Source organism: uncultured Gimesia sp., assembly GCF_963972345.1.
Lineage (GTDB): Bacteria > Planctomycetota > Planctomycetia > Planctomycetales > Planctomycetaceae > Gimesia.
The window spans coordinates 1-20,622 of sequence record NZ_CAXAVM010000127.1 but is presented as its reverse complement, the minus strand read 5'-3'; the positions used below and the strand labels follow the sequence as shown (position 1 = coordinate 20,622).

Annotated in this window: 17 protein-coding genes and 1 pseudogene; 7 read left to right on the top strand and 11 right to left on the bottom strand. The window is 54.5% G+C overall.

Going from position 1 to position 20,622, the window contains the following annotated elements:
* A pseudogene (locus tag AACZ40_RS19265) lies at positions 1 to 230 on the top strand (hypothetical protein); the annotation flags it as partial.
* A gap of 42 nt (positions 231 to 272) precedes the next feature.
* On the opposite strand, the gene AACZ40_RS19260 reads toward AACZ40_RS19265, so the two are convergent.
* The 6 genes from AACZ40_RS19260 to AACZ40_RS19235 all read right to left on the bottom strand — a co-directional run bounded on the left by AACZ40_RS19260 (position 273) and on the right by AACZ40_RS19235 (position 6,575).
* Entirely contained in the window at positions 273 to 1,376 is a 1,104-nt protein-coding gene (locus AACZ40_RS19260; protein ID WP_291176413.1) for a zinc-binding dehydrogenase, read from the bottom strand.
* A 165-nt stretch (positions 1,377 to 1,541) separates the two neighbouring features.
* On the bottom strand, positions 1,542 to 2,690 hold the full coding sequence (gene phnW / locus AACZ40_RS19255; RefSeq protein ID WP_339675481.1) for a 2-aminoethylphosphonate--pyruvate transaminase: 1,149 nt from the start codon (positions 2,688 to 2,690) through the stop codon (positions 1,542 to 1,544).
* Complete coding sequence (gene phnX / locus AACZ40_RS19250) at positions 2,674 to 3,480, bottom strand: phosphonoacetaldehyde hydrolase (RefSeq protein ID WP_291176408.1); 807 nt, start codon at positions 3,478 to 3,480, stop codon at positions 2,674 to 2,676. The genes phnW and phnX overlap by 17 nt, the downstream gene beginning before the upstream one ends.
* Positions 3,477 to 4,061 (bottom strand): phosphonate degradation HD-domain oxygenase, encoded by a 585-nt coding sequence (locus AACZ40_RS19245; protein ID WP_291176405.1) that lies wholly within the window; start codon positions 4,059 to 4,061, stop codon positions 3,477 to 3,479. The genes phnX and AACZ40_RS19245 overlap by 4 nt, the downstream gene beginning before the upstream one ends.
* Positions 4,048 to 5,406, bottom strand: coding sequence for an MFS transporter (locus AACZ40_RS19240; RefSeq protein ID WP_291176402.1), 1,359 nt, complete (start codon positions 5,404 to 5,406; stop codon positions 4,048 to 4,050). The genes AACZ40_RS19245 and AACZ40_RS19240 overlap by 14 nt, the downstream gene beginning before the upstream one ends.
* A complete protein-coding gene (locus AACZ40_RS19235) occupies positions 5,403 to 6,575 on the bottom strand; it encodes a TIGR03364 family FAD-dependent oxidoreductase (RefSeq protein WP_291176399.1) in 1,173 nt (390 codons plus the stop codon). The genes AACZ40_RS19240 and AACZ40_RS19235 overlap by 4 nt, the downstream gene beginning before the upstream one ends.
* Positions 6,576 to 6,888: 313 nt before the next feature.
* Between AACZ40_RS19235 and AACZ40_RS19230 the strand changes: the two genes are divergently transcribed.
* Both AACZ40_RS19230 and AACZ40_RS19225 read left to right on the top strand, forming a co-directional pair.
* Positions 6,889 to 8,055, top strand: coding sequence for a DNA-binding transcriptional regulator (locus tag AACZ40_RS19230; protein WP_339675477.1), 1,167 nt, complete (start codon positions 6,889 to 6,891; stop codon positions 8,053 to 8,055).
* A gap of 163 nt (positions 8,056 to 8,218) precedes the next feature.
* The gene (locus tag AACZ40_RS19225; RefSeq protein ID WP_291176393.1) at positions 8,219 to 9,616 is read left to right on the top strand and encodes a N,N-dimethylformamidase beta subunit family domain-containing protein; all 1,398 of its coding nucleotides are present in this window, start codon (positions 8,219 to 8,221) and stop codon (positions 9,614 to 9,616) included.
* 3 nt (positions 9,617 to 9,619) lie between these two features.
* On the opposite strand, the gene AACZ40_RS19220 is transcribed toward AACZ40_RS19225, so the two are convergent.
* Complete coding sequence (locus AACZ40_RS19220) at positions 9,620 to 10,192, bottom strand: GNAT family N-acetyltransferase (RefSeq protein ID WP_291176390.1); 573 nt, start codon at positions 10,190 to 10,192, stop codon at positions 9,620 to 9,622.
* Positions 10,193 to 10,505: 313 nt separating this feature from the next.
* Between AACZ40_RS19220 and AACZ40_RS19215 the strand changes: the two genes are divergently transcribed.
* Complete coding sequence (locus AACZ40_RS19215; protein WP_291176387.1) at positions 10,506 to 14,033, top strand: PVC-type heme-binding CxxCH protein; 3,528 nt, start codon at positions 10,506 to 10,508, stop codon at positions 14,031 to 14,033.
* Between the two features lie 29 nt (positions 14,034 to 14,062).
* On the opposite strand, the gene AACZ40_RS19210 is transcribed toward AACZ40_RS19215, so the two are convergent.
* The gene (locus tag AACZ40_RS19210) at positions 14,063 to 15,751 is read right to left on the bottom strand and encodes a GH3 auxin-responsive promoter family protein (protein WP_291176384.1); all 1,689 of its coding nucleotides are present in this window, start codon (positions 15,749 to 15,751) and stop codon (positions 14,063 to 14,065) included.
* Positions 15,752 to 15,854: 103 nt separating this feature from the next.
* The gene (locus AACZ40_RS19205; protein ID WP_291176382.1) at positions 15,855 to 16,058 is read right to left on the bottom strand and encodes a small basic protein; all 204 of its coding nucleotides are present in this window, start codon (positions 16,056 to 16,058) and stop codon (positions 15,855 to 15,857) included.
* A 300-nt stretch (positions 16,059 to 16,358) separates the two neighbouring features.
* Between AACZ40_RS19205 and AACZ40_RS19200 the strand changes: the two genes are divergently transcribed.
* The 3 genes from AACZ40_RS19200 to nrdR all read left to right on the top strand — a co-directional run bounded on the left by AACZ40_RS19200 (position 16,359) and on the right by nrdR (position 18,724).
* Complete coding sequence (locus AACZ40_RS19200) at positions 16,359 to 17,894, top strand: sodium:solute symporter family protein (RefSeq protein WP_291176379.1); 1,536 nt, start codon at positions 16,359 to 16,361, stop codon at positions 17,892 to 17,894.
* A gap of 9 nt (positions 17,895 to 17,903) precedes the next feature.
* Positions 17,904 to 18,086, top strand: coding sequence for a hypothetical protein (locus AACZ40_RS19195; RefSeq protein ID WP_291176376.1), 183 nt, complete (start codon positions 17,904 to 17,906; stop codon positions 18,084 to 18,086).
* A gap of 182 nt (positions 18,087 to 18,268) precedes the next feature.
* Positions 18,269 to 18,724: a transcriptional regulator NrdR gene (gene nrdR / locus AACZ40_RS19190; RefSeq protein ID WP_291176374.1), complete on the top strand. Its 456-nt coding sequence runs from the start codon at positions 18,269 to 18,271 to the stop codon at positions 18,722 to 18,724.
* A 15-nt stretch (positions 18,725 to 18,739) separates the two neighbouring features.
* Here nrdR and AACZ40_RS19185 read toward each other — a convergent pair whose 3' ends face one another.
* Positions 18,740 to 20,164 carry a DUF1501 domain-containing protein gene (locus tag AACZ40_RS19185; RefSeq protein ID WP_291176371.1) on the bottom strand — a complete coding sequence of 475 codons (1,425 nt, stop codon included), beginning with the start codon at positions 20,162 to 20,164 and terminating at the stop codon, positions 18,740 to 18,742.
* A 2-nt stretch (positions 20,165 to 20,166) separates the two neighbouring features.
* A partial coding sequence (locus AACZ40_RS19180) for a DUF1553 domain-containing protein (RefSeq protein WP_339675471.1) occupies positions 20,167 to 20,622 on the bottom strand: 456 nt, incomplete at its 5' end.

Below are 20,622 nucleotides of genomic sequence, written 5' to 3'. Positions count from 1 at the left end.
AAAGACACGTGCAGGAATCGGTGGCCTTTGTCCCCGAAGCGAAACGTCTGCCTCGCACATCACTGCATCAGGATTTAGCACCCGACGCACCGACCCGACCTCAACAACCAGTGGCTCGACCTGCACAGCCTGTGCGATCTCAACAGCGACCGGCAAACCGTTACAATCGCGGCGGGAGTCCTGCCCGAGGCGGAATCGAGCTGGGTCAGTCAGCCGAGATCGACTTCTGAAAGCGGATCAAACAGAACGCAGGTCATTCGACCTGTTGAAATTCAGGCCGTCGGATCAGGCAGGACGGCCACACGATACGAACGACGGTGAGCCGATTCTTCAAAGGCAGCCTTGATGTCACTCAATGCAAACGTTTGCTCGCAGAGCCTGGAAAACGGATAGCGGTTCTGAAAACGTTCGAGAAAATTCAGGGCATTCGCCAGATCCAGATCCACGTAATTATGAATGCCTTCGATACGCAGTAGTCTGCGGACAATCGTCTCTGCAGAAAGTTGAACCGGGCGTGCCGGATAAACGGATCCCACGAGGATCAGGGATCCGCCAATCGCCAGAGTTTCCAGGCCGCTCTCGATGACTTCGGGGACCCCCGTCATATCGAACACAAAGTCCACGCCACGCCCTTCTGTCAGATGCAGAATTTCCTGATGCAGGGGCTGTTCTTTTTTCACCAGCAATGCATGTCGGGCACCAAACTCCAGGCTGCGTCGGACACGTTCCGGATCGATATCGGTCACAAAGACAGTGCCCGCCTGTTTTGCATGGGCGACCGCAGAGGCAGTCACGCCCAGCATTCCCGCACCCAGAATTAAAACCGATTTGTCCTGGATGTCACCTGCGAGCCGAAAGGCCGCCATGACCGTCGCGGTAGCACAGTTCGCCGGGCTGGCAATCAGATCGGGCAGCGATGCGGGGACTTTAAAAATGGTTGTGCCTTTGACCAGATGGCAGTGACTGGCCAGCCCGCCACTCAGGTAATTCTGTGCGTCCAGTTTCTGGTGGCCATATTTAAAGAGTCGCGTACATTTCTGTGTCAGCCCGCGTCGACAGAACTCGCATTTTTTGCAGGAGACCGCGACCGACCAGGTGATCCGGTCACCGGCTTTCACCGGGCGATCCAGAAAATCTTTGACCGTGGCTTCGGGATGCAGATCGACCACGCGTCCCACCATCTCGTGCCCCAGAATGGTCGGGCAGGGGGTGGAGCGTGTTCCCTCGAACGTATGCAGATCACTTCCGCAGATGGTGCAACACAGAATTTCGACCAGTACTTCACCCGGTTTCAGCAGAGGTCGTTCAACGCGGGAATATTCTAACTTTCGATCATCGTCGTGCAGGATGACAGAAGTGCAGGGATTGCTCATCATAAAACACTAATACTGCTGGCAGTGAATACTATCTGAATGAAGTGCTGTTCAGATAGCAGAATTTCGAATCGATCACATTGATGCGTGCGTCGGGTCAGATTTGTACTATTTTTTATAAGCAGCAATGCGGTAAACGGAAAGTGTACGGTTCGATTATTTTCGGACTTACTGAACCCGCTGAGGGGGCACACGGATATCCAGTTTATTGAGCGTCTGTTCAATTTGTTCTACCAGATTCATAATATCTGCCGGAAAGACATGACCAATATTACCGATACGAAACGTATCTGCCTGACTGATTTTGCCCGGGTAAATCACGTAGCGTCGCAGTTTCAATTCCTCATAAAACTGGTTGAACTGGAATGCGGGACACTCGGGATAATAAAACGACGTTATGATCGGCGACTGCAGTTCGCGAGGCAGTAAAGTCTGCAGACCCCGTTTCTGCATTTCTGAAACCAGCGTGGTCTGGTTTTCCTGATAGCGTGCATGCCTTGCGGAAACACCCCCTTCAGCGTCCAGTTCATTCAGCGCCTGCAGGAAGGCATTGACGACATGCGTGGGAGACGTGTAACGCCATTTGCCTCCCTTGTGTTCCATTTCATACCATTGATCATACAGATCCAGGCTCAGAGAACGCGCCAGGCCCCTGGTCTGTTCCAGTTTCTGCTGCTGCGCTATCACGAAACCGAAGCCGGGCACACCCTGAATACACTTATTAGCAGACGAGATCAGATAATCCACGTGATCGTCTTCCATCGAAAGCGGGATGCCTCCAAACGAAGACATGGCATCCAGGATGTAGTCCTTGCCGGCTGCGTGCGCCAGTTGGCCGACTTCCCGGGCGGGATTGATCATGCCGGTCGTCGTTTCGCAGTGTACCATGGCCACATGCGTGATCTCTGAATCAGCGGCGAGCGTTGCGCGGATCTGATTCAGATCGGGAGGTTCCGTTTCAGAAAACGCCAGCTCCTGCAGAGGAATTTTCAGACAACGTGCGATCTGGGCAATCCGGCTGCCATACGCGCCATTGGAAATGACGAACAATTTACCGTCCGGCGGGATGACCGATCCGATCGTCGCTTCGACAGAAAATGTGCCGCTACCCTGCATCAGGACAGCCGTATAATTGTCAGAGTCCGTCGCCAGGCGAACGAGTCGCTCACGGATTTCCATGACGCGCTGGTTGTAATCCACGTCCCAGGTCGAGTAGTCGGCCAGCATGGCTTCGCGCACACTGCGGGTGGTGGTTAGAGGGCCGGGAGTCAATAACAGGTAGGGAATGTCCGCGTCCATTTCAGTTCTCTCTCTCATTCAGCTCATCAATGATGCCAGGCAGTCCCTCGAGTGTGGGAATCACAAAGTGGGCGCCGGCGTTTTTGAGTTTGGTTTCCGCTGTTGCCAGCAGATCCGCTTTCTGTTCATCGCTTAAGGCTTCGAACTCTGCGACTGTCAGCCCGACTTCGCTGCCTGTCTGGGTCAGACCCACGGTCCAGGTACCCGCATTCAAGCCGGCTTCGATATCGGGTACGGTATCGCCCACTTTGACGACTGCTGAAGGGGGAAAGACGCTCAGTGCTTCCATGTTGCGATAAATCATCCAGGGAGCAGGCCGTCCGGCAGGCACCTCGTCCGCACACATGCTGAAGTCGGGTGCATATCCCTGTGCGCGGGCGGCTTCCAGAACCGGTTCCGCCACAATCCGCGGGTAACCGGTGGTGGAGCCGATTTTAATACCCTGCTCGCGTAAAATCGAAATCGTCTCACACAGGCCGGGAACCAGATCGGTAAACAGTTTCGCTTCTTCGATCTGCAGCGGCATGAAGGTTTCGTAGATGTGTTTCACATCCTGTTCGGTCCAGGCACGCTGATGCAGCGACTCCCACTGTGCGGCGATTTCCTCCAGTTGAAACAGGCTGCGAATATGATCCTGTTTATGCAGACCCATTGGACCGCGTGCCTGTTGTGGCGTCAGGTCTACGCCGCAGGCTTTGAAGGCTTTGATAAACGCAGAGATCGGTGCGAAGCAGCCATAATCAATTGTGGTGCCGGCCCAGTCAAAGATGACAAGTTTGATGTTTTCCGTTTTCATGATTTCTTTCATTCACCAGGATCCGGAGTCTGCTGCTGCAGGACGCTCCGGACATACGTTAAAAAATATTCGAGTTCGGGGGTTGCGAAGTCTGGTACCTTTGCGGCTTCATCCCAGTTGCGCAGACGCAGTGCTGCCTGCGACCAGGGGTTGTGTTCGAACTCTTCTTGTTCTACCGAGTCAAAGGGGCCGCCCTGCAACTGCAGGCTGAGCACCGAAGCGGGGGAAAGCCGGGACGCATATGCGGCATCGGTGGCACAGCGGTAGCGTTTGGCAGCAACATGCAGCCGAATCGGTTCGGTGACATCTTTCGGGAAGTAGCGAACCAGCCATTGTGCGCCGATGCGTTCATGCAGGTCATCGATCCCCTGGCTGGCGCAATCTTCAGCATGCTTGTGCAGCAGGTGACCGATATCATGCAGTAGCGCGGCGACGATCAGTTCTGCCGACTCACCCGCCTGTTCGGCTGCGAACGCGGCCTGCAAGGCATGCTCTGTCTGCGAGATCGCTTCGCCAGCGTACATCTCGTTCCCTTTTTCCTGGAAACGTTGTCGTATTTCAGCGACGATCGCAGCCGGATCATTGAGGGGCATGAGATTCCTCCGGTTCAGGTTCCGTGGGTAAGAGTTGCGCCAGGTTCATCTGCCGTTCCTGAATCCGCCAGTAAATCACTCCGGCAATGACGGCAGTGCAGCAGATTCCCGCCAGTCCGCCGAACGCCATCTTCCAGCCATAGTATTCTGCAATCATTCCGACAGTGTGACCGGAAAGAATAGCTCCCAGGTAGCCGGCGGAATCAACGAGCCCGGCGACAGTGGAGCAGCCCCGCTTTCCACCAAGGTCAATGGCCATGACGCCAGAGAGAAACGAATACGGCGCCATCAGAAAAAAGGCGACCAGCGACAGCAGTGTGAGCGCCAGATAGGGTTTCCCCGAAACATCGATCGTGGTCAGTAAGATCAGCGACAGCACCAGCAGGATCAGGCTGGGCAGTACGACGCGACCATGTCTGCCCTTGAGACGATCCGAGGTGACCCCCGCGAGCAGAGCAGAACAGCCTCCCACCAGTGGAAACAGCATGCTGCCCACCGCGGCCTGGCCGATATCGAACTTTGCGACTTCGTTGAGGAAGGTGGGGGTCCAGAAATTAAAGGTTTCGCGGACGAGGGTCAGGCTGAAATTCATGATGCAGATCAGCCAGAACAGGGGACTGGCAAACAGCGGCTTGAGTACCTCTTTAATGGAGATCCGCTCTGCATGATTCCCTTCCGCGCCGTAAACATTCAGCGGATTCGCCTCCGGTTCTTCCAGGCCGACATCAATGGGACTGGACTTCAAACTGAAATAGACAAAGACCGTGATCAGTCCCAGTGTGCCTGCGGCGATGAAAAAGACAGTCCGCCAGTCCGCTAGAAAGCTGAGTGAAGTATCACGTTCTCCCAGCATGATCAGGCTGCCCAGATATACGCGGGCAAACGCATCGCCGAACAGAAACGAGAGCGAAAGGATCGCCATCACGGTCGCATGCCATTGCACGGGAAACCAGCGCGAAGCGGTTTTTACCAGCGCCACCCAGCCCATCGACTGAAAAAATCGATTGACGGCCCAGATGATGACGAACAGGGTTAAGCCACCTGCCAGTCCAAACCAGATCGAACACAGGACGGACGCGATCATCCCGGTCAGGAACATCAGCCGACCGCCGAGAAAATCGGCCAGGTAACCGTTAATGATTTTCCCCAGGGCATACAGCATCACTCCCACAGAGGCGATGGTCCCGATGTCGACTTTGGTGATGCCGACTCCCTCGTACTCTTTCAGCAGCAGCGGCGTTGCGACCGCCAGGTTGGAACGGCAAATGTAATAACCGACGTAGCCCAGAAACAGGCTCAGCAGGGTCATGAATTGCCAGTTGCGATTCGGAGACTTCGACATCATGGCCTGCTTTGGATAAGGGAGAGTTGGCGGATATTTTCTCTGGCGAGTCCCGGGCCGGTGGTCATTCCCTTGCCGCCAATCCCAGTGATTAAATGGATCCGGTCGTCAAGGGTCTGCTGGAATAAACCGGCGGACTGTGCTTCAGTATAAATGCCACACCAGCGATCAATCACTTCAAATTCCAGTTTGACGAACATCTTTCGCGCATAATTAATAATGTGTGATTCCACCTCGGCTGACAGAAATTCAGTGGGCGCGTCGGTTGAGTAAGCGTGCGAATCGCCGAGAATGAATTCGTTATTCTGATTTTGGGTCATCCAGATCTGGATGCCACGTTCCTGCAGAACCGGATCGGGGGCCGGCAGGGAAACGCCTTGCAGGGATTGTGCCTTCAGAAAGGCGGGATAGCGTGTGAGCGCAATGGGAGAGGCGATACTGGTGCCCAGTGTACGATTTTCAGGATTGGAGAGTTTCAGCATCTGCAGTTTGCAGTATTGCAGATTTCGCGACGCATAGATCTCGGGGAACAGCGTCTGCAGATCGGCTCCGGAACAGACAAAGGTATGGCGTGCCTGAAATGTTCTGCCCGAAGAGGTTCTGATGCACGCGAGGCTTTCCTGTGATTCCACGGTGATCGCGGTCGTGTTCGGCAGATAATCGCAGTCTGATGTACACGCGATCCAGTTGATCAAGGCGCGAAAAAACTGGTCGGGATCCAGTTGCAGATCATGGGGGAAAAACAGGCTGCCTTGACAGAACTCCGGATTCAGGCAGCAGCTGGAACGGATGGTTTCTTCTGCGGAATAGTATTCCGCCGGACATAAGGAGTCTTCACAGGCAACCGCCATCTGTTTCAGGAAGTCCGCTTCTGCTGCTGTGTGCGCCAGGTACTGGGTCCCTGTCCGACGCAGGGGAACGTCGAGAAACTCGCAGAGTTCTGAATAGATCTCGCAGGAAGCGATTGCCCGGTCGCGCCAGCGGCCTGCGGGCATGGCGCTGGGAATAATCAACCCGAAGTTACGGACAGACGCCTGCTGGGGAAAGACATTGCGTTCAATTAATAACGTCTTCAGCCCCTGGCGCATGGCGAAGTAGGCATGAAAGGCACCGAGCACGCCGCCACCAATCACGATGACATCGTATTCACTCTGATAAGTTGGAGTCGACATGGTTTCAGAAACAGAATGAGTATCGGGAAAACAGGGCAGGACTGACCCGCGGTTGCCTGGAATGAGACAGGAAGCCTGCAGACGGTCTGGCGGGAACACAGGAGAAACTTCCCGCCAGACCTGTCGCAAGCTTCATTGTACAGGGAAAAGTATCGAGGAAATTTTTCAAAATACAATGACAAAATACGCAGTATAATTGATAATATTTACATCGTCTTCATCTCATCTTTACCATCCTTAAGTAGTGGGAAGCTATCATACAGGTCTGAAAAGAGCGGCTTTCCATCGATACCCTGTCATGAAACGAGCACACGTGAGATTTCCCGAACGACGCAAAGTGGCTTTACTCATACAGACTTCCAGTGACTGGAGTCGCCAGATCATTCAGGGGATCGCCGACTATGCGCTGGAGCAGGGGGGCTGGGATTTCTGGATTGAGTTCCGCGGTCTGCAGGAACAATTGAGGTTACCCGCTTCCTGGAACGGGCATGGCACAATCTGTCGTCTGGCCGATGCCCGCATTCAGCAGTCGATCCTGCAGCGGAAGCTGCCCGCGGTGAATGTCTCGTGGCTGGGCAAGCATTCCACAAAAATTCCCAAAGTGATTTCAGACGAACGGGCGTGTGCCCGGCTGGCGGCAGACTTCTTTCTGCAAAAAGGATTCCGCTCCTGTGGCTATATTGGCCCCGATCCCACGTTGAAATATCTGCCGACGATCGAGAACGAATTTCAGGAGCTGATTGAGCAGTCTGAAGGGGTCTGTTTTCAATTTCCGTATTACGAACTGACGAAGGAAGACGACTACGAGAAACAGCAGAAACGTTTAAAGGAGTGGCTGCGGGAACTGCCCAAGCCGGTGGCGCTGCTGGTCTGGTCGAGCAAGGTTGGTCGCGAAGTGGCGACGGTCTGTGTAAATCATCATCTGGAAATTCCCGACCAGGTGGCGATCCTCAGTATCGAACATGATCCCCTGATGTCGGCGCTGTCTCCCGTGCCTCTCTCCTGTATTAATCAGGCACCGCATGTCGTGGGTTACGAGGCGGCACAACTGCTGGACCTGTTGATTCAGGGAGAGTCGCCGCCCGCGGAACCGATTCTGATTCCCCCGCTGTCGATTGAAGAACGTGCTTCCACCGATACGCTGTTTGCCGATGATGACCTCGTTCGCGAAGCCATTGATTTCATTCGTCAACATGCGCAGGAAGCGTTGCAGGTCTCGGATCTGACTGATCATCTGAATGTATCGCGGCGGATCCTGGAGCATCGCTTTCAGAAAGCCCTGCATCGTTCCCCCGCTGCAGAAATTCGCCAGGAAAAACTGAAGCGGATCATCAAACTGCTGCAGGAGACGAACCTGACCATTTCGCAGATTGCAGCCCGTTGCGGCTTTCAACATCAGGAAGCCATGATCCGCATGTTCGGCCGCCTGACGGGCATGTCCCCCCGCGAATATCGCCAGCAGAATCACAGTCGTCACTGACTCTGAACGTCCGCTCTCCTGTGTGACCGGGATTTTTCAGTTACGGAATAGCATGCGTCTATGGGTCCTGTTAGGATCGATAATTCAGAATCCACTGATTGACAACCGGCTCAACTGATTGAGGAAGACGACGATGATTTCATGCTGTTCGAGAATATTGCTGATGTGTTTGTGGGCCAGCGTGTTGACGGTTCCTCTCACCGCTGCCGACGATGATCCCGGCTCGATCTTTATCGAAGGTTACACCAGTCAGTTGAGCTATCAGCCTGGTGAGAAGATCGCCTTTCATCTCTCCAGTTCTGAGCCACAGTATTCGGTCGAAATCACCCGGCTGGGAGCGGAGAACAAAACGGTTTTCAAAGAGACCCGTAAAAACGGCGCTGCTTATCCTGTCCCGGAAAATGCTTCGTCACACGGTTGTCAGTGGCCGGCCGCATTTGAGTTGACTGTCCCCGATTCCTGGCAGAGCGGTTATTACAATGTCCGGCTGTCAGTTTCTGATCGGGGCGGGAAGTTCATTCAAAGGAACACGCGATCGGCGGAATCGAATCTGTTTTTTATCGTCAGGGCAAAGCAGCCGGGCAGCCAGACGAAGATTCTGATTCAACTGAGCACGAATACTTACAACGCCTACAACAACTGGGGCGGCTCCAGCCTGTACAGCTATCATGGCCGGGCGAATCTGCAGGGGCATCGTGTTTCGTTCAATCGTCCCCTGGCCGGGCAGTTTGCCAACTGGGAATTGCCGTTTATTATCTGGGCAGAGAGCAACGGGTATCAGCTCGATTACGCCGCCAACAGCGATCTGGAATTTCACCCGGAACTGCTGCAGCATTATCGGCTGGTGTTGAGTGTCGGCCATGATGAATACTGGTCGGCTCCGATGCGTGATCACCTGGAACGGTTCATCAGCCAGGGAGGGAACGTGGCGTTCTTCAGTGGCAACTCGGTCTGCTGGCAGGTCCGCAGTGAGGACGACGGGCGGGCGCTGACCTGCTGGAAACAATGGTATAACCAGGACCCGCTGTTTCCGGACGGGGATCACCGTCTGCTGTCGACACTCTGGAGCCATCACCTGGTGAACCGTCCTGAAAATCAGTTAACCGGAGTGGGCTTCCTGTATGGCGGTTATCATAAAAGCCATGGTCAGTTCATGGAGGGCTCCGGTGCTTACCAGGTGCATCGTCCCGCACACTGGGTATTTGAAAAGACCGGCATCAAACAGGGAGACGAATTCGGCGGCAAAGACAGTATTGTCGGTTATGAATGCGATGGCTGCCAGTTTGAGATGAAGGACGGTCTGCCTGTGCCCACATTCAAAGATGGAACGCCGCGTACTTTTGAAATACTGGCTTCCTGTCCGGCGAAATGGGCGCCCGGCGACAGCCTGTGGTATGATCGCTTTGATGAAGATCGCATCGGGGCTGCGATACTGGGCATGTATACCAACGGGGGGACTGTCTTCACGGTTGGCAGTACTGACTGGGCTCATGGACTGCGCGGGAAAGATCCGGTTGTACAGCAGGTAACGAAAAACATTCTCAATCGTCTGTCGAAGTAAGTCTCAAACGGCCTGCAGCGCGTCCCGTTCCTGTTTGGTAATCCGATACAGAACGTGACGGCAGAGCGGATCATCGCCGGGAATGGCGGGGTGATCAAAGTTATCGATATAACTCATCCCGATTTTTTCCATCACGCGTCGTGATGCCACGTTCGCGGGAACAGTAAATGACAGGACTTCTTTCAGATTACACTGATCGAACCCGAAGTCGAGTGCCGCCTGGGCACCCTCTGTTGCATAACCCTGGTTCCAGTACGGAGCCGCCAGTCGCCAGCCGATCTCAACACAGGGTGTGAAATAAGCGGTAAACTGTGGGACTGCCAGGCCGATAAAACCGGCAAACTCTGTTGTCTCTTTGAGCTCAACCGCCCAGAGTCCAAAACCATACTCGTCGAAATGTTTTTGACACCGTTCGACCAGAGACGCACTTTCCTCATAAGAGAGCGGCGCTGGAAAGTATTGCATGACTTTCCGGTCGGCATTCATCTCCGCGAAGGGGGCGACATCTGTCTCGCGCCACGGTCGCAGAATTAATCGGGAAGTTTCCAAGGTCTGTTTCTCCAGGGTGTTTCGCATTGCTATTGTTCTCTGTGTTTTTATTGTTGGGTTTCACTACGAACCTAACGTAAAATTGCTGAGAATATTTCAAGGAAAATTAATCAATTCCCAACTCAACGGGTGGGACACTGCTTCTACACCGCATAATCCGCACTTCCGATTCTGGACGGTCACTATATAAAGAACCGCAGATGTCAGGCGAAATTCACGGTAATCCTGTAAAACCACGTTGAATTCTGCTCTCTGCGATGGTTCAATATATTAAGAATCCTAATTTTCTTAAGTCTTGATAGAGTCACAGCAAAACAGTGCGTTCTCCGGGAGTTTCTAGATGAAAGTCTGTCAGTTTGCAGTCCTGTTTTTCATTTTTTGTTTACATTCCGCTGGCAATCTGCCTGCTGCTGACCCCGGTTCTCCCCCGGATCTGATTCAGGTTCCCGGCAGCTGGGAGCAGCAACGGGATGGCAAATATGCAGATTACGATGGCTTCGCCTGGTATCGCTGTTACGTCAAGGTCCCGGATAACTGGGCTGACATGTCCGCACGTCCTCTCTGGCGCGATTCGGTAACACTGTCGATTGAAAAGCTGGCGGACGCGCATGAACTGTATATTAATGGAACCCGCATCGGGCAGATCGGCGGCTTCCCGCCCCAATTCGAAAGCGGGTTCGACAAGTACCAGCGTTACAAAGTCCCGCCGGGAACCTTGAAGCTTGGGAAATACAATACGATTGCCGTGCGCGTTTATAATGCAGAAGGTCCGGGAGGCTTTCGGGGTGTCCCTCCCATTCTGGCAGGTTACTTTCTGGAATGCGTCTTAAAAGGGGAATGGGAATTCCTGGTCGGAGATAACCCAAAATGGGCTCTGGCTGCCGTCGCCGACAAACCAAAGCAGGCAGCCTATGATCAGTTCGCCCCGGCGACCTCGACATTGAAACGCTCCAGCCAGCTTTCGCCGGGTCGCAGACTGCCTCCGGAAAAATCCATGGAACTGTTTGAACTGGACGCCGACATGCGTGTCGAGCAGTTGCTGACAGAACCGCTGATCGGACAACCTTTGTTTTTGAGTTTTGATGAACGGGGTCGCATGTGGGTCGTGCAGTACCGTCAGTATCCTTATCCGGCGGGTTTGAAAGTCTTGAGCCGCAACAAATATTATCGCATGGAATTCGACCAGATGCCGCCGCCACCTCCAAATCATTTTCCCGGCAATGACCGGATTACCATCCACGAAGATACGAACGGCGATGGAAAATATGACGACCACAAAGTGTTTGCCGGCGATTTGAATGTCGCGACTTCGGTTGTCAAAGGGCGGGGCGGGGTCTGGGTACTCAATCCGCCTTACCTGATGTTTTATCCGGACAAAAATAACGACGACATTCCCGACGCCGATCCCGAAGTGCATCTGCGAGGCTTTGGAATATCCGATACCCATTCTGCTCCCAACAGTCTGCAGTGGGGACCCGATGGCTGGTTGTATATGGTGCAGGGGAGCAACGTCGTTTCGCATCTGAAAAACAGCGACAAAGCCGATGCCCCGGCGATCTACTGTGAAGGCCCTGCAGTCTGGCGGTATCATCCGGAATCAAAACGTTACGAACTGTTTGCTGAAGGAGGCGGAAACGCCTTTGGTCTGGAGGTAGATGCGGACGGCCGTATCTATTCCGGTCATAACGGCGGAGGGACACGCGGTTTTTATTATGTGCAGGGCGGCTATTACGAAAAAGGAACCGAACGCAAGTACGGCGATGTGAGCAATCCTTACGCGTTTGGTTTACTGCCTTTCATGAAACATGCGGCGACGCCTCGCTTCAGTCATGCACTGGTGAAGTACGAAGGAGACACACTGCCGGAAAAATATCGTGGCAATCTGCTGTCGGTGGATCCCCTGCATCAGTACCTGGTCTTTTCTGAAATCAAACCGCTGGGCTCCACGTTTGAGACGGAAGATATCAGCTTCCCACTTAAGAGCACCGACCTGGGTTTTCGTCCGATTGAAATCAAAGTCGGTCCGGATGGAGGCGTGTATGTAGCCGACTTCTATGAAGAGTTCATCGCCCACGGGCAACATTACCAGGGACAGGTTGATCCCAACTCAGGTCGCATCTATCGGTTCCAGGCAAAAGACGCCAAGCCGCGCAAGATCGACGATCTCAGTCAGAAAACGACGCCCGAATTGCTGGAGCTGCTCAAACATCCCAATGAATGGCAGCGACGGACCGCGTTGAGGCTGCTCGGCGATCGAAAAGATGCTTCCGCGATCCCCACGCTGAAACAGTGGATCAAAGAGAACGACGGTCACCTGGCGCTGGAAGCTTTCTGGGCGTTGAATCTCTGTCAGGGTTTCGATGAGACGGTGGCAGAACAAACGCTGAAACATCCCCACCCCATGGTTCGTTTCTGGACGGTGCGTCTGCTGGGGGACGACAAAGTGGTCTCCACCCATCTGGGGCAGGCCCTGATCGCGCTGGCACAGGACGAACCAAACGCAGAAGTCCGTGGCCAACTGGCGGCGACTGCACGGCGTCTACCTGCGGAAGTCTGTCTGCCGATCGTGGCGGCGCTTTCGAATTATGCAGAAGATGTCGACGACCGCCATCAGCCCTTGATGGTCTGGTGGGCGCTGGAATCGAAAGTGGACTCCGATCGCGAACAGGTACTCGCGCTGTTCAAAGATCAGGAATTGTGGAACCGGCCGTTGATCAAAACGGCGATACTGGAACGACTGATGCGCCGCTATGCGACGGCCGGCAGTCGTACCGATCTGATTTCCTGTGCGAAGCTCTTCGAACTGGCGCCGGATGAGAATTCCAGAAAAACATTGATGGCGGGATTCGAGAATTCGTTCAAAGGACGCTCGCTGGCCGGGCTGCCGGAAGTGCTGGTGAAAGCACTCGCGGATGCGGGGGGTGGATCCACCACGTTACAGATGCGGCTGGGCAATCCACGGGCGATTCAGAGCGCGCTGGATGCGCTCAAGACGCCGGGCAAGAACCAGGCGCAGCTGGTGGAATTTATCCAGGTACTGGGTGAGTTGCAGGAACCGCAGGCTTTACCCGCGTTGCAGAATCTGTTGAGCACCACCAAAGTACCCGAAGTGCAGACCGGCTTGCTGGTGGCATTACAGAAATACAACGAACCTCAAGTCGCCGAGACAATTCTGAAGCGGTATTCTGATTTCAGCGAACCGGTGCGCGAAGTGGCCCTGTCGACTTTGGTCAGTCGCAAAGAGTGGACACGCCAGTTGCTGACCGCGATTGATGTCGGCCAGATTGAAGCCGCTTCGATTCCCGCTGACCTGGTTCGAAAAATGACCATCCATCCGGATCAGCAGATCGCCGACCTGGTCAGTAAACACTGGAAAGAGATCAAAGGGGCATCAAATCAGCAGATGCAGGATCAGATTGCTCGCGTCTCGAAACTGCTGGGAACGGGGTCCAGCGATGTGTATCATGGAAAGGAACTCTATCAGCAGCATTGTGCGAAATGTCACATTCTGTTTGGAGAGGGGAAACGGGTCGGGCCGGAACTGACGCAATATAAACGTGATGATTCGCTGCGAATGCTGATGCACGTCGTCAATCCCAGTGCAGAAATCCGGGAAGGCTATGAAACGTACCTGGTGATCACCGTGGACGGACTGGTGGTTTCCGGTTTCCTGTTTGACCAGGATCAGCAGATTGTGGTCATCCGGGGGGCGGACGGACAGAACGTGACGATCAAACGGGAAAACATTGATGAAATGATCAAACAGCCCAAGTCGCTCATGCCCGAAGGACTGCTTGATCAACTCAGCGAACAGGACCTGCGTGATCTGTTCGGGTTCCTGCGGAGCAGCCAGCCCGTATTCAAATAACGGGAACATTCGTCTGTCTGCCAGGATGCTTAGCAGGAAAAGCGTTGCAGGATCTGTTGTGCGTAATCGAGTTCGGGGATCAGGCAAGGATGCTTGTACTGTTCGATACTGCCGCCCAGTTTCTGCTGGCGTTCCGCGGCAAAGCGAGCCCAGGTACCCGCAGTCAATTCGCAGGCGACGGGCAGCGCCAGGCGACCCGACTGCCGTTTCTCTGCATACTCACAGTTGGTTTCCTGTAATTGCTGGTCCAGCGCTGCGAGCAGAGTCGGGAGTTGATCGCTCGATGACAGGGCCGACCCTTCAAACAGCAACTGGTAATGTGGTGGCTCTCCCCATTGGGGAATCAGGGAATATTGACCGATTTCCAGCGCGGTCTGTGCGACGGCATTCCGGACTGCAGTCACCACCTGGGATTCCGTGATCTTTTCCCCGGTCAGATTGGAGATATGCGCGCCCTTGTGCAGAAACTCCAGCAAAGGAGTCTGGCTGTAAAACCCGGTGCAGCGGACGACATCACAGATATGGTAACGGTACAGTCCCGAGGGAGTGGTCAGCAGAATGAAATAATTCTGTCCCACTTCCAGTTGATCGGCGGTAAGGATATTCGAGGTGGTCAGCGGGTCTTCATCTTCGGGAACAAACTCAAAGAAATGAGAGGTGATATCCAGTACGCCGGTAGACGTGCCCGATTCGAGGGGAATCGTCATCCGTCCTTCACTGGCGGAAAGTCCGTGATCGCGGACCGGCGGCGTGCCATAATAGGGTGCCAGCTGTGACAGGTACGCTCCCGCCGATCCCCCCATCCAGACCGCCAGCAGAGACAGTCCCGGCCAGAAGTCGCGGGGATAGAGGTGCCCCGTACGTGCCACAATGCGTTCCAGTTCGCGGGCCCGTGCGCGGTTTTTTCGTTTGAGTTTCGGTTGCAGCGTTTTCAGAATGGCCGGTTCCAGTTGTGCGGCACCTGTCAAGCGGCCGTCTGCGATATCGCGGATCAGTGATTCGCGCTGTTGATCTGCGAACTGTGCCAGATGCAGCAGGGTGCTCGGGTTGGCGGTGGTGATCATGCCGACGTCCTGATCGGCGATTGCCAGCCGCAGGGCGGTGTAGTATTTGAGGTGCGGGTCTTCAATCTGCGAGACTTCGCCGGGAACCGTATACAGCAGCTTGACAACCGGGCTCTGCATGGCGGCGACGAGTCCACTGATATTGCCGCAGGGAGTCCCGCCTGGTGTGCGGAACTTATCGAAGTTACTCGAGAGCTGGACGATGTTCTGATATTTCAAACGGGGAAAATCGTCGTAGGTGAGAATGCCCCAGTTCTGCCAGCCCTGGCGGTAGTCTTTCAGAAACGGTTCGGTGATGGGAATGAATTTGGAATCCGCGGTCGTACCACTGCTGAGGGTAAACATCAGCAGTCGATTGGCGGCTCCGAGCAGCGCGGTCGTCTCACCATTTTTGACGCGATCGATCCAGGGGCGAAAACGTTCATAATCGGAGACGGGAAAGCGGGTCTGGAAATCAGAGATCGAGCAGGAGCCGTCCAGCTGCCATTCGCGGCTGAAATCACTGTCGGCATTCAACTGCAGGATGCGCTGCAGAGTCTGTTGCTGGACTTCGCGGCAGCGTGAGGTATGAGCAAGAAACGAATGGGCGGCGCGACGATAACGTCGTCGTGTGAAAGTGCCGCCAGCAGCCCGTAGCAGATTCAGGGCACGCATTCCTTGCTCCCCGGTCGATGATTGCTGCGCTTAAGAATAAGGGAACTGTGGAGGAGAGTCTGAAAAATCCATGAGCTCTCCTCCTCCCTACGGAGACAGACGTTTAATCTTCGTCGTCGTCTTTCTTCTTTTTCTTCTTCTTACCAATCGAAATCTTTTCGACGCGTACCTTGGGTAAACCGAGGGCACCCTGGCCATCGACCCAGCGGTCTTCGAATTTCAACTTTTCAATACGCTCTGCCCGCTTTAACACGTTACGTGCACGGACCAGCGTACTTTTGCTCTTTAAACTTTTGTCGAGTGACACGGTGTCATCCCCTTTGTTAGATGTTATTTCGAAGACAGCCATTTACTATGGAAATTGACTGTCAAAACTGGCATAGTGGTGTATCGTTCGCAAGAAGCGCTGTAGTCAGCGGGCTGGTCAAACGGATTCCGAGACCCGTGACGATTTGCGAAGCGACATATGGTAAATGGAATGCTCATTGATTGCAACCGCTGGTAAATAATTCCTGTCCGCTGTTTTTCGTGAAAATCCGATTTTCGTTGCTCAAACGAGAGTCGAGGGGGCCCCATTATTTCACTTTACGATACAAATTTCACCCTGTTGGACTGGTCGATCGTCGTCTGCTACCTGTTAACTTCGATCGTAATTGGTTTGTGGGCCAATCGTTACGTCGGAAACCTGTCTGATTACCTGGTGGCGGGACGCAAACTTCGGATCCGGCTGGCCCTGGCAACCATGACAGGGACCGAACTCGGGCTGGTGACCGTCATGTATATGGCCGAGCTCGGTTTTATCCAGCAGTACGCCTCGCTGTACCTGGCTTTTCTGGAAGCAGGGGCCGTCCTCATCATCGGGCTGACCGGTTTTGTCGTCTATCGATTAAGGGATTCCTCGATCATGACGATCCCTGAATACTACGAGAAACGCTATTCCTCCACCGTCCGCGTGGTGGGGGCGAGTGTGATGGTCGTCTCAGGTGTCCTGAATATGGGTCTGTTCCTGAAAGCGGGTTCTCAGTTCCTGACCGCCATTTCCGGCCTGCAGGATGAAATGTACCTCAAACTGATTATGACCGGTCTGTTATTGCTGGTACTGTTTTATACCGTGCTGGGCGGCATGGTCTCCGTGGTGATTACTGACCTGATTCAGTTCCTGATCCTGGGAACCGGCATGGTGATTGTGACGGGCGTCGTCTTCTGGTCAATTGGCTGGGACGGGTTTGCTGCGATTGTGACCGAGCAGAACGGGTATTTTGATCCCACCAACCCGGAGAACCCGTCCGGAAAAGGAGGCGGGATCGGCTGGTTGCAGATCATTCAAATGACCGTGGTGATCGGATCAGCGGCCATGTTGTGGCCCACCAGTGCGGCACGCACGCTTTCCTGCCAGAGTGCCGCAGTCGCGCAAAGACTGTATACACTGAGTTCCATCTCGTTTCTGGCGCGGCGGGCACTGCCGGTGTTCTGGGGAATTGGTACTTTTGCTTTTTTCGCAGCTCAACCGGAATTGTTCGCGGAATTCAATGAGGCGGTGAAAACCAACAGCTCCGTTACCTCTCTGTCGGCGATGCCACTGTTCCTGGCGAAAGTCGTGCCGACCGGATTACTGGGACTGGTGACCGCAGGCATGATTGCCGCGTTCATGTCGACACATGACAGCTACCTGCTCTGCTGGAGTGGCGTGATTACCCAGGATATCGTCGCTCCCCTCGCCGGCCCGATGAGCCAGCGTGCCCGCATCTTAGTGACCCGGATTGCCATCTTTGTGATCGGGGCGATGCTGTTGATCTGGGGCCTGTGGTATGAAGTCAGCAGTGATTTATGGGGCTACTTGGCGGTGACCGGTGCCGTCTATCTTTCCGGTGCCATTCCCACGGTGGTCGGCGGTTTGTACTGGAAACGGGGGAGTCGGGCCGGGGCGCTGGCGGCGATTCTGGGAGGTCTATTGGGTCTGTCCGCCATGGGGCCTTGTGTGGAAATGATCAATGGCTGGTTCTCGTCAAACCTCAATGCAACCCATCTCACGCTGATGACGTTTGCTTTTTCCGCGGCTGTGTACGTGCTGGGTTCGCTGATTTTTCCGGATCAGCCGCGCGAGTCGAATACGTTCCCTGTCAATCCTGTTGCAGAAGTGTGAGGGTTTAATATGTATATATGGATGACAATCTGGACGCTGCTGCTGCTGATCAGTGGCGTGGCATTTCTGGTCGTGCTCGCTTTTGTTTCCTTCGGAGTCAAAGCCGAATTGCGGGACACACTCAATGACCTGAAAGCCGACGTGAACGAATCACAGGCACACGAAGAAATTCTGGATCGCCCCATGGAATGACTGCTGGCACGCTGATGTTCACGTCAGCTGTCCACGCGTCGTAAACCGATAAAACTTGCGGATTTCGGAACAATAGACTGGTGCCACAGTTTCGATCATGCTATTTTTAAACATCAGTCTGCAGGGAATCTCTGAATGTGAAGAGGTGCTTCTGCTGGTTCAGCACAGGAGTCGCGTCGTTCATGATGTGCCCTTTTTGTCGTGATGGTGAGACGAAAGTAATTGATTCACGTTTGAGTCAACCTTTCAGTGTGCGCCGACGACGGGAATGCCTGGCCTGCGGAAAACGCTATACGACTTACGAAAAAATCGAAGAGTCGCCTCTCAAAGTCATCAAGAAAGATGGCGCGCGGGTTCCCTTTGATCGTATGAAAATGGTCACCGGGATTGAGACCGCCTGCTACAAACGCCCGGTCAGCCCCGATCAGATTGAAGCCATCGTCGCGCAGATTGAAGCAGAAATTTATGAGAACTTCGATCGTGAAGTCCCTTCGCGATTTATCGGCGAACGGGTTTCCACGGTTTTGAAAGACGTCGATCAGGTGGCCTTCGTCCGCTTCGCGTCAGTCTATCGTAACTTTACCGATGCGAATGACTTCGTGACCGAAATTCAACCGATGCTGCGTACCGACGACTGAAGGACCAGCATTCCTTCAGGCAATGATGTCCGGCACCACATTGCCGGCGACTCCCGTAACCCGCATGTCGAGCCCCTGGAATTTGAACGTGAGCCGTTCGTGATCCATGCCTAACAGGTGCAGCAGCGTAGCGTGAAAATCGTTGACGTGCATCGGATTTTCGGCCACATTGAAACCGATGTCATCCGTTTTGCCATACGCAAAGCCGCGTTTCACGCCGCCCCCCGCCATCCAGACGGTATAAGCGTCTTTATGGTGATCGCGACCGGGGGTCTTGCGATCTCCCTGCACCATGGGTGTCCGCCCGAACTCCGCGCCCCAGACGACCAGCGTATCGTCCAGCAGTCCCCTCTGTCTGAGGTCTCTGATGAGGGCGGCGATGGGTTGATCGACCTGTCGGCATTTGTTCTTCAGACTGTTCACGAGATTACCATGATGGTCCCAGCCCTGGTCGAAGAGTTGCACGAACCGCACGCCCCGTTCCACCAGACGTCGTGCCAACAGGCAGTTATTCGCAAAGCTGGCTTTGCCTGGCTGCGTACCATACTGCTCGTGAATGTGTTTGGGTTCGTTGGAAATATCCATCAACTCGGGCACGGCGGACTGCATGCGATAAGCCATCTCGTACTGATTGATGCGTGTCGCGATTTCCGGATCTCCTACATCCGCCAGTTGTACTTTGTTGAGATGATTGACGCTGTCGATGATCCGCTTGCGGTCTTCACCCGTCATCCCTTTCGGATTCGAAAGAAACAGGACGGGGTCTCCCGAGGAACGAAATTCGACGCCCTGGTAAATGCTGGGCAGAAAGCCGCTGCCCCACAGGCTGTTTCCGGCTCCCGCGACGTTGCCGGTAATCAAAACGACAAAGCCGGGCAGGTTACTGTTTGCGGAACCCAGGCCATAGTTGACCCACGAACCCAGGGAGGGACGTCCGAAGCGTGAGAAGCCGGTCTGGAAAAAGAGCTGGGCGGGCGCGTGATTGAAGTGATCAGTTTTCAGGGAATGGATCATGCAAAGTTCATCGGAGACCGAACCCAGGTGAGGCATCAGTTCCGAGATGGGAAGCCCGGCTTCTCCCTGTTGCTGGAAGGCGAACGGGCTGCCCATCAGCTTGGGCTGTTCGCGAATGAACGCCAGTCGCAACCCTTCCCAGAGTTTGTCGGGGACGAGTTCGCCGTCCAGTTCCTGCAGTTTGGGTTTGGCATCATATAAGTCGAGGTGCGACGGTGCGCCGACCATATGCAGGAAGATCACATTTTTGGCTTTAGGGGTGAAATGTGATTCGCGGGCCGCCATCGGGTTGGCGGCTGTGGGGAGTGCCGCCTGCAAATCATTGGCCAGCAGCGCAGTGAGCGCCGCGCCTCCAACCCCCATGCCGGCCCGCTGGAAGAATTCACGTCGGGTATAATTCAGCAGTTGTTGCAGATGCGCGTTCATGATTATCCCTTTGTGATGGTTTCATCTAAATTCAACAGGATGTTGGCGACATACAGCCACGCCGCCATGCGCGAGGCACCCACGCCTTCCGGCCGGTCGTCTGCCGCAATCAGCTTCTGGGCTGCCTGCGGGTGATCCTGGAAATATTTCAGTTCCTGCTCAAAGACTTTGGTTAAATGATCCACTTCGACCGGCTTCGCTGCGCGGGCGACACACAGGCGAAACGCATACGCGATGCGTTCGCGATCGGTCATGTCGGAATTCAGGCCTTTTGTTGCCAGGCGTTTTGCAAGACCAACGCCGATCTCCACGTACGCGGGATCGTTGAGCAGCGTCAGTGCCTGCAGTGGTGTGTTGGTGCGCGAACGATTGATCACGCAGGCGCCTCGGTCGGGGGCATCGAAATTCGTAAAGCTGGGATAGGGGGCACTGCGTCGCCAGATGACATACACACCACG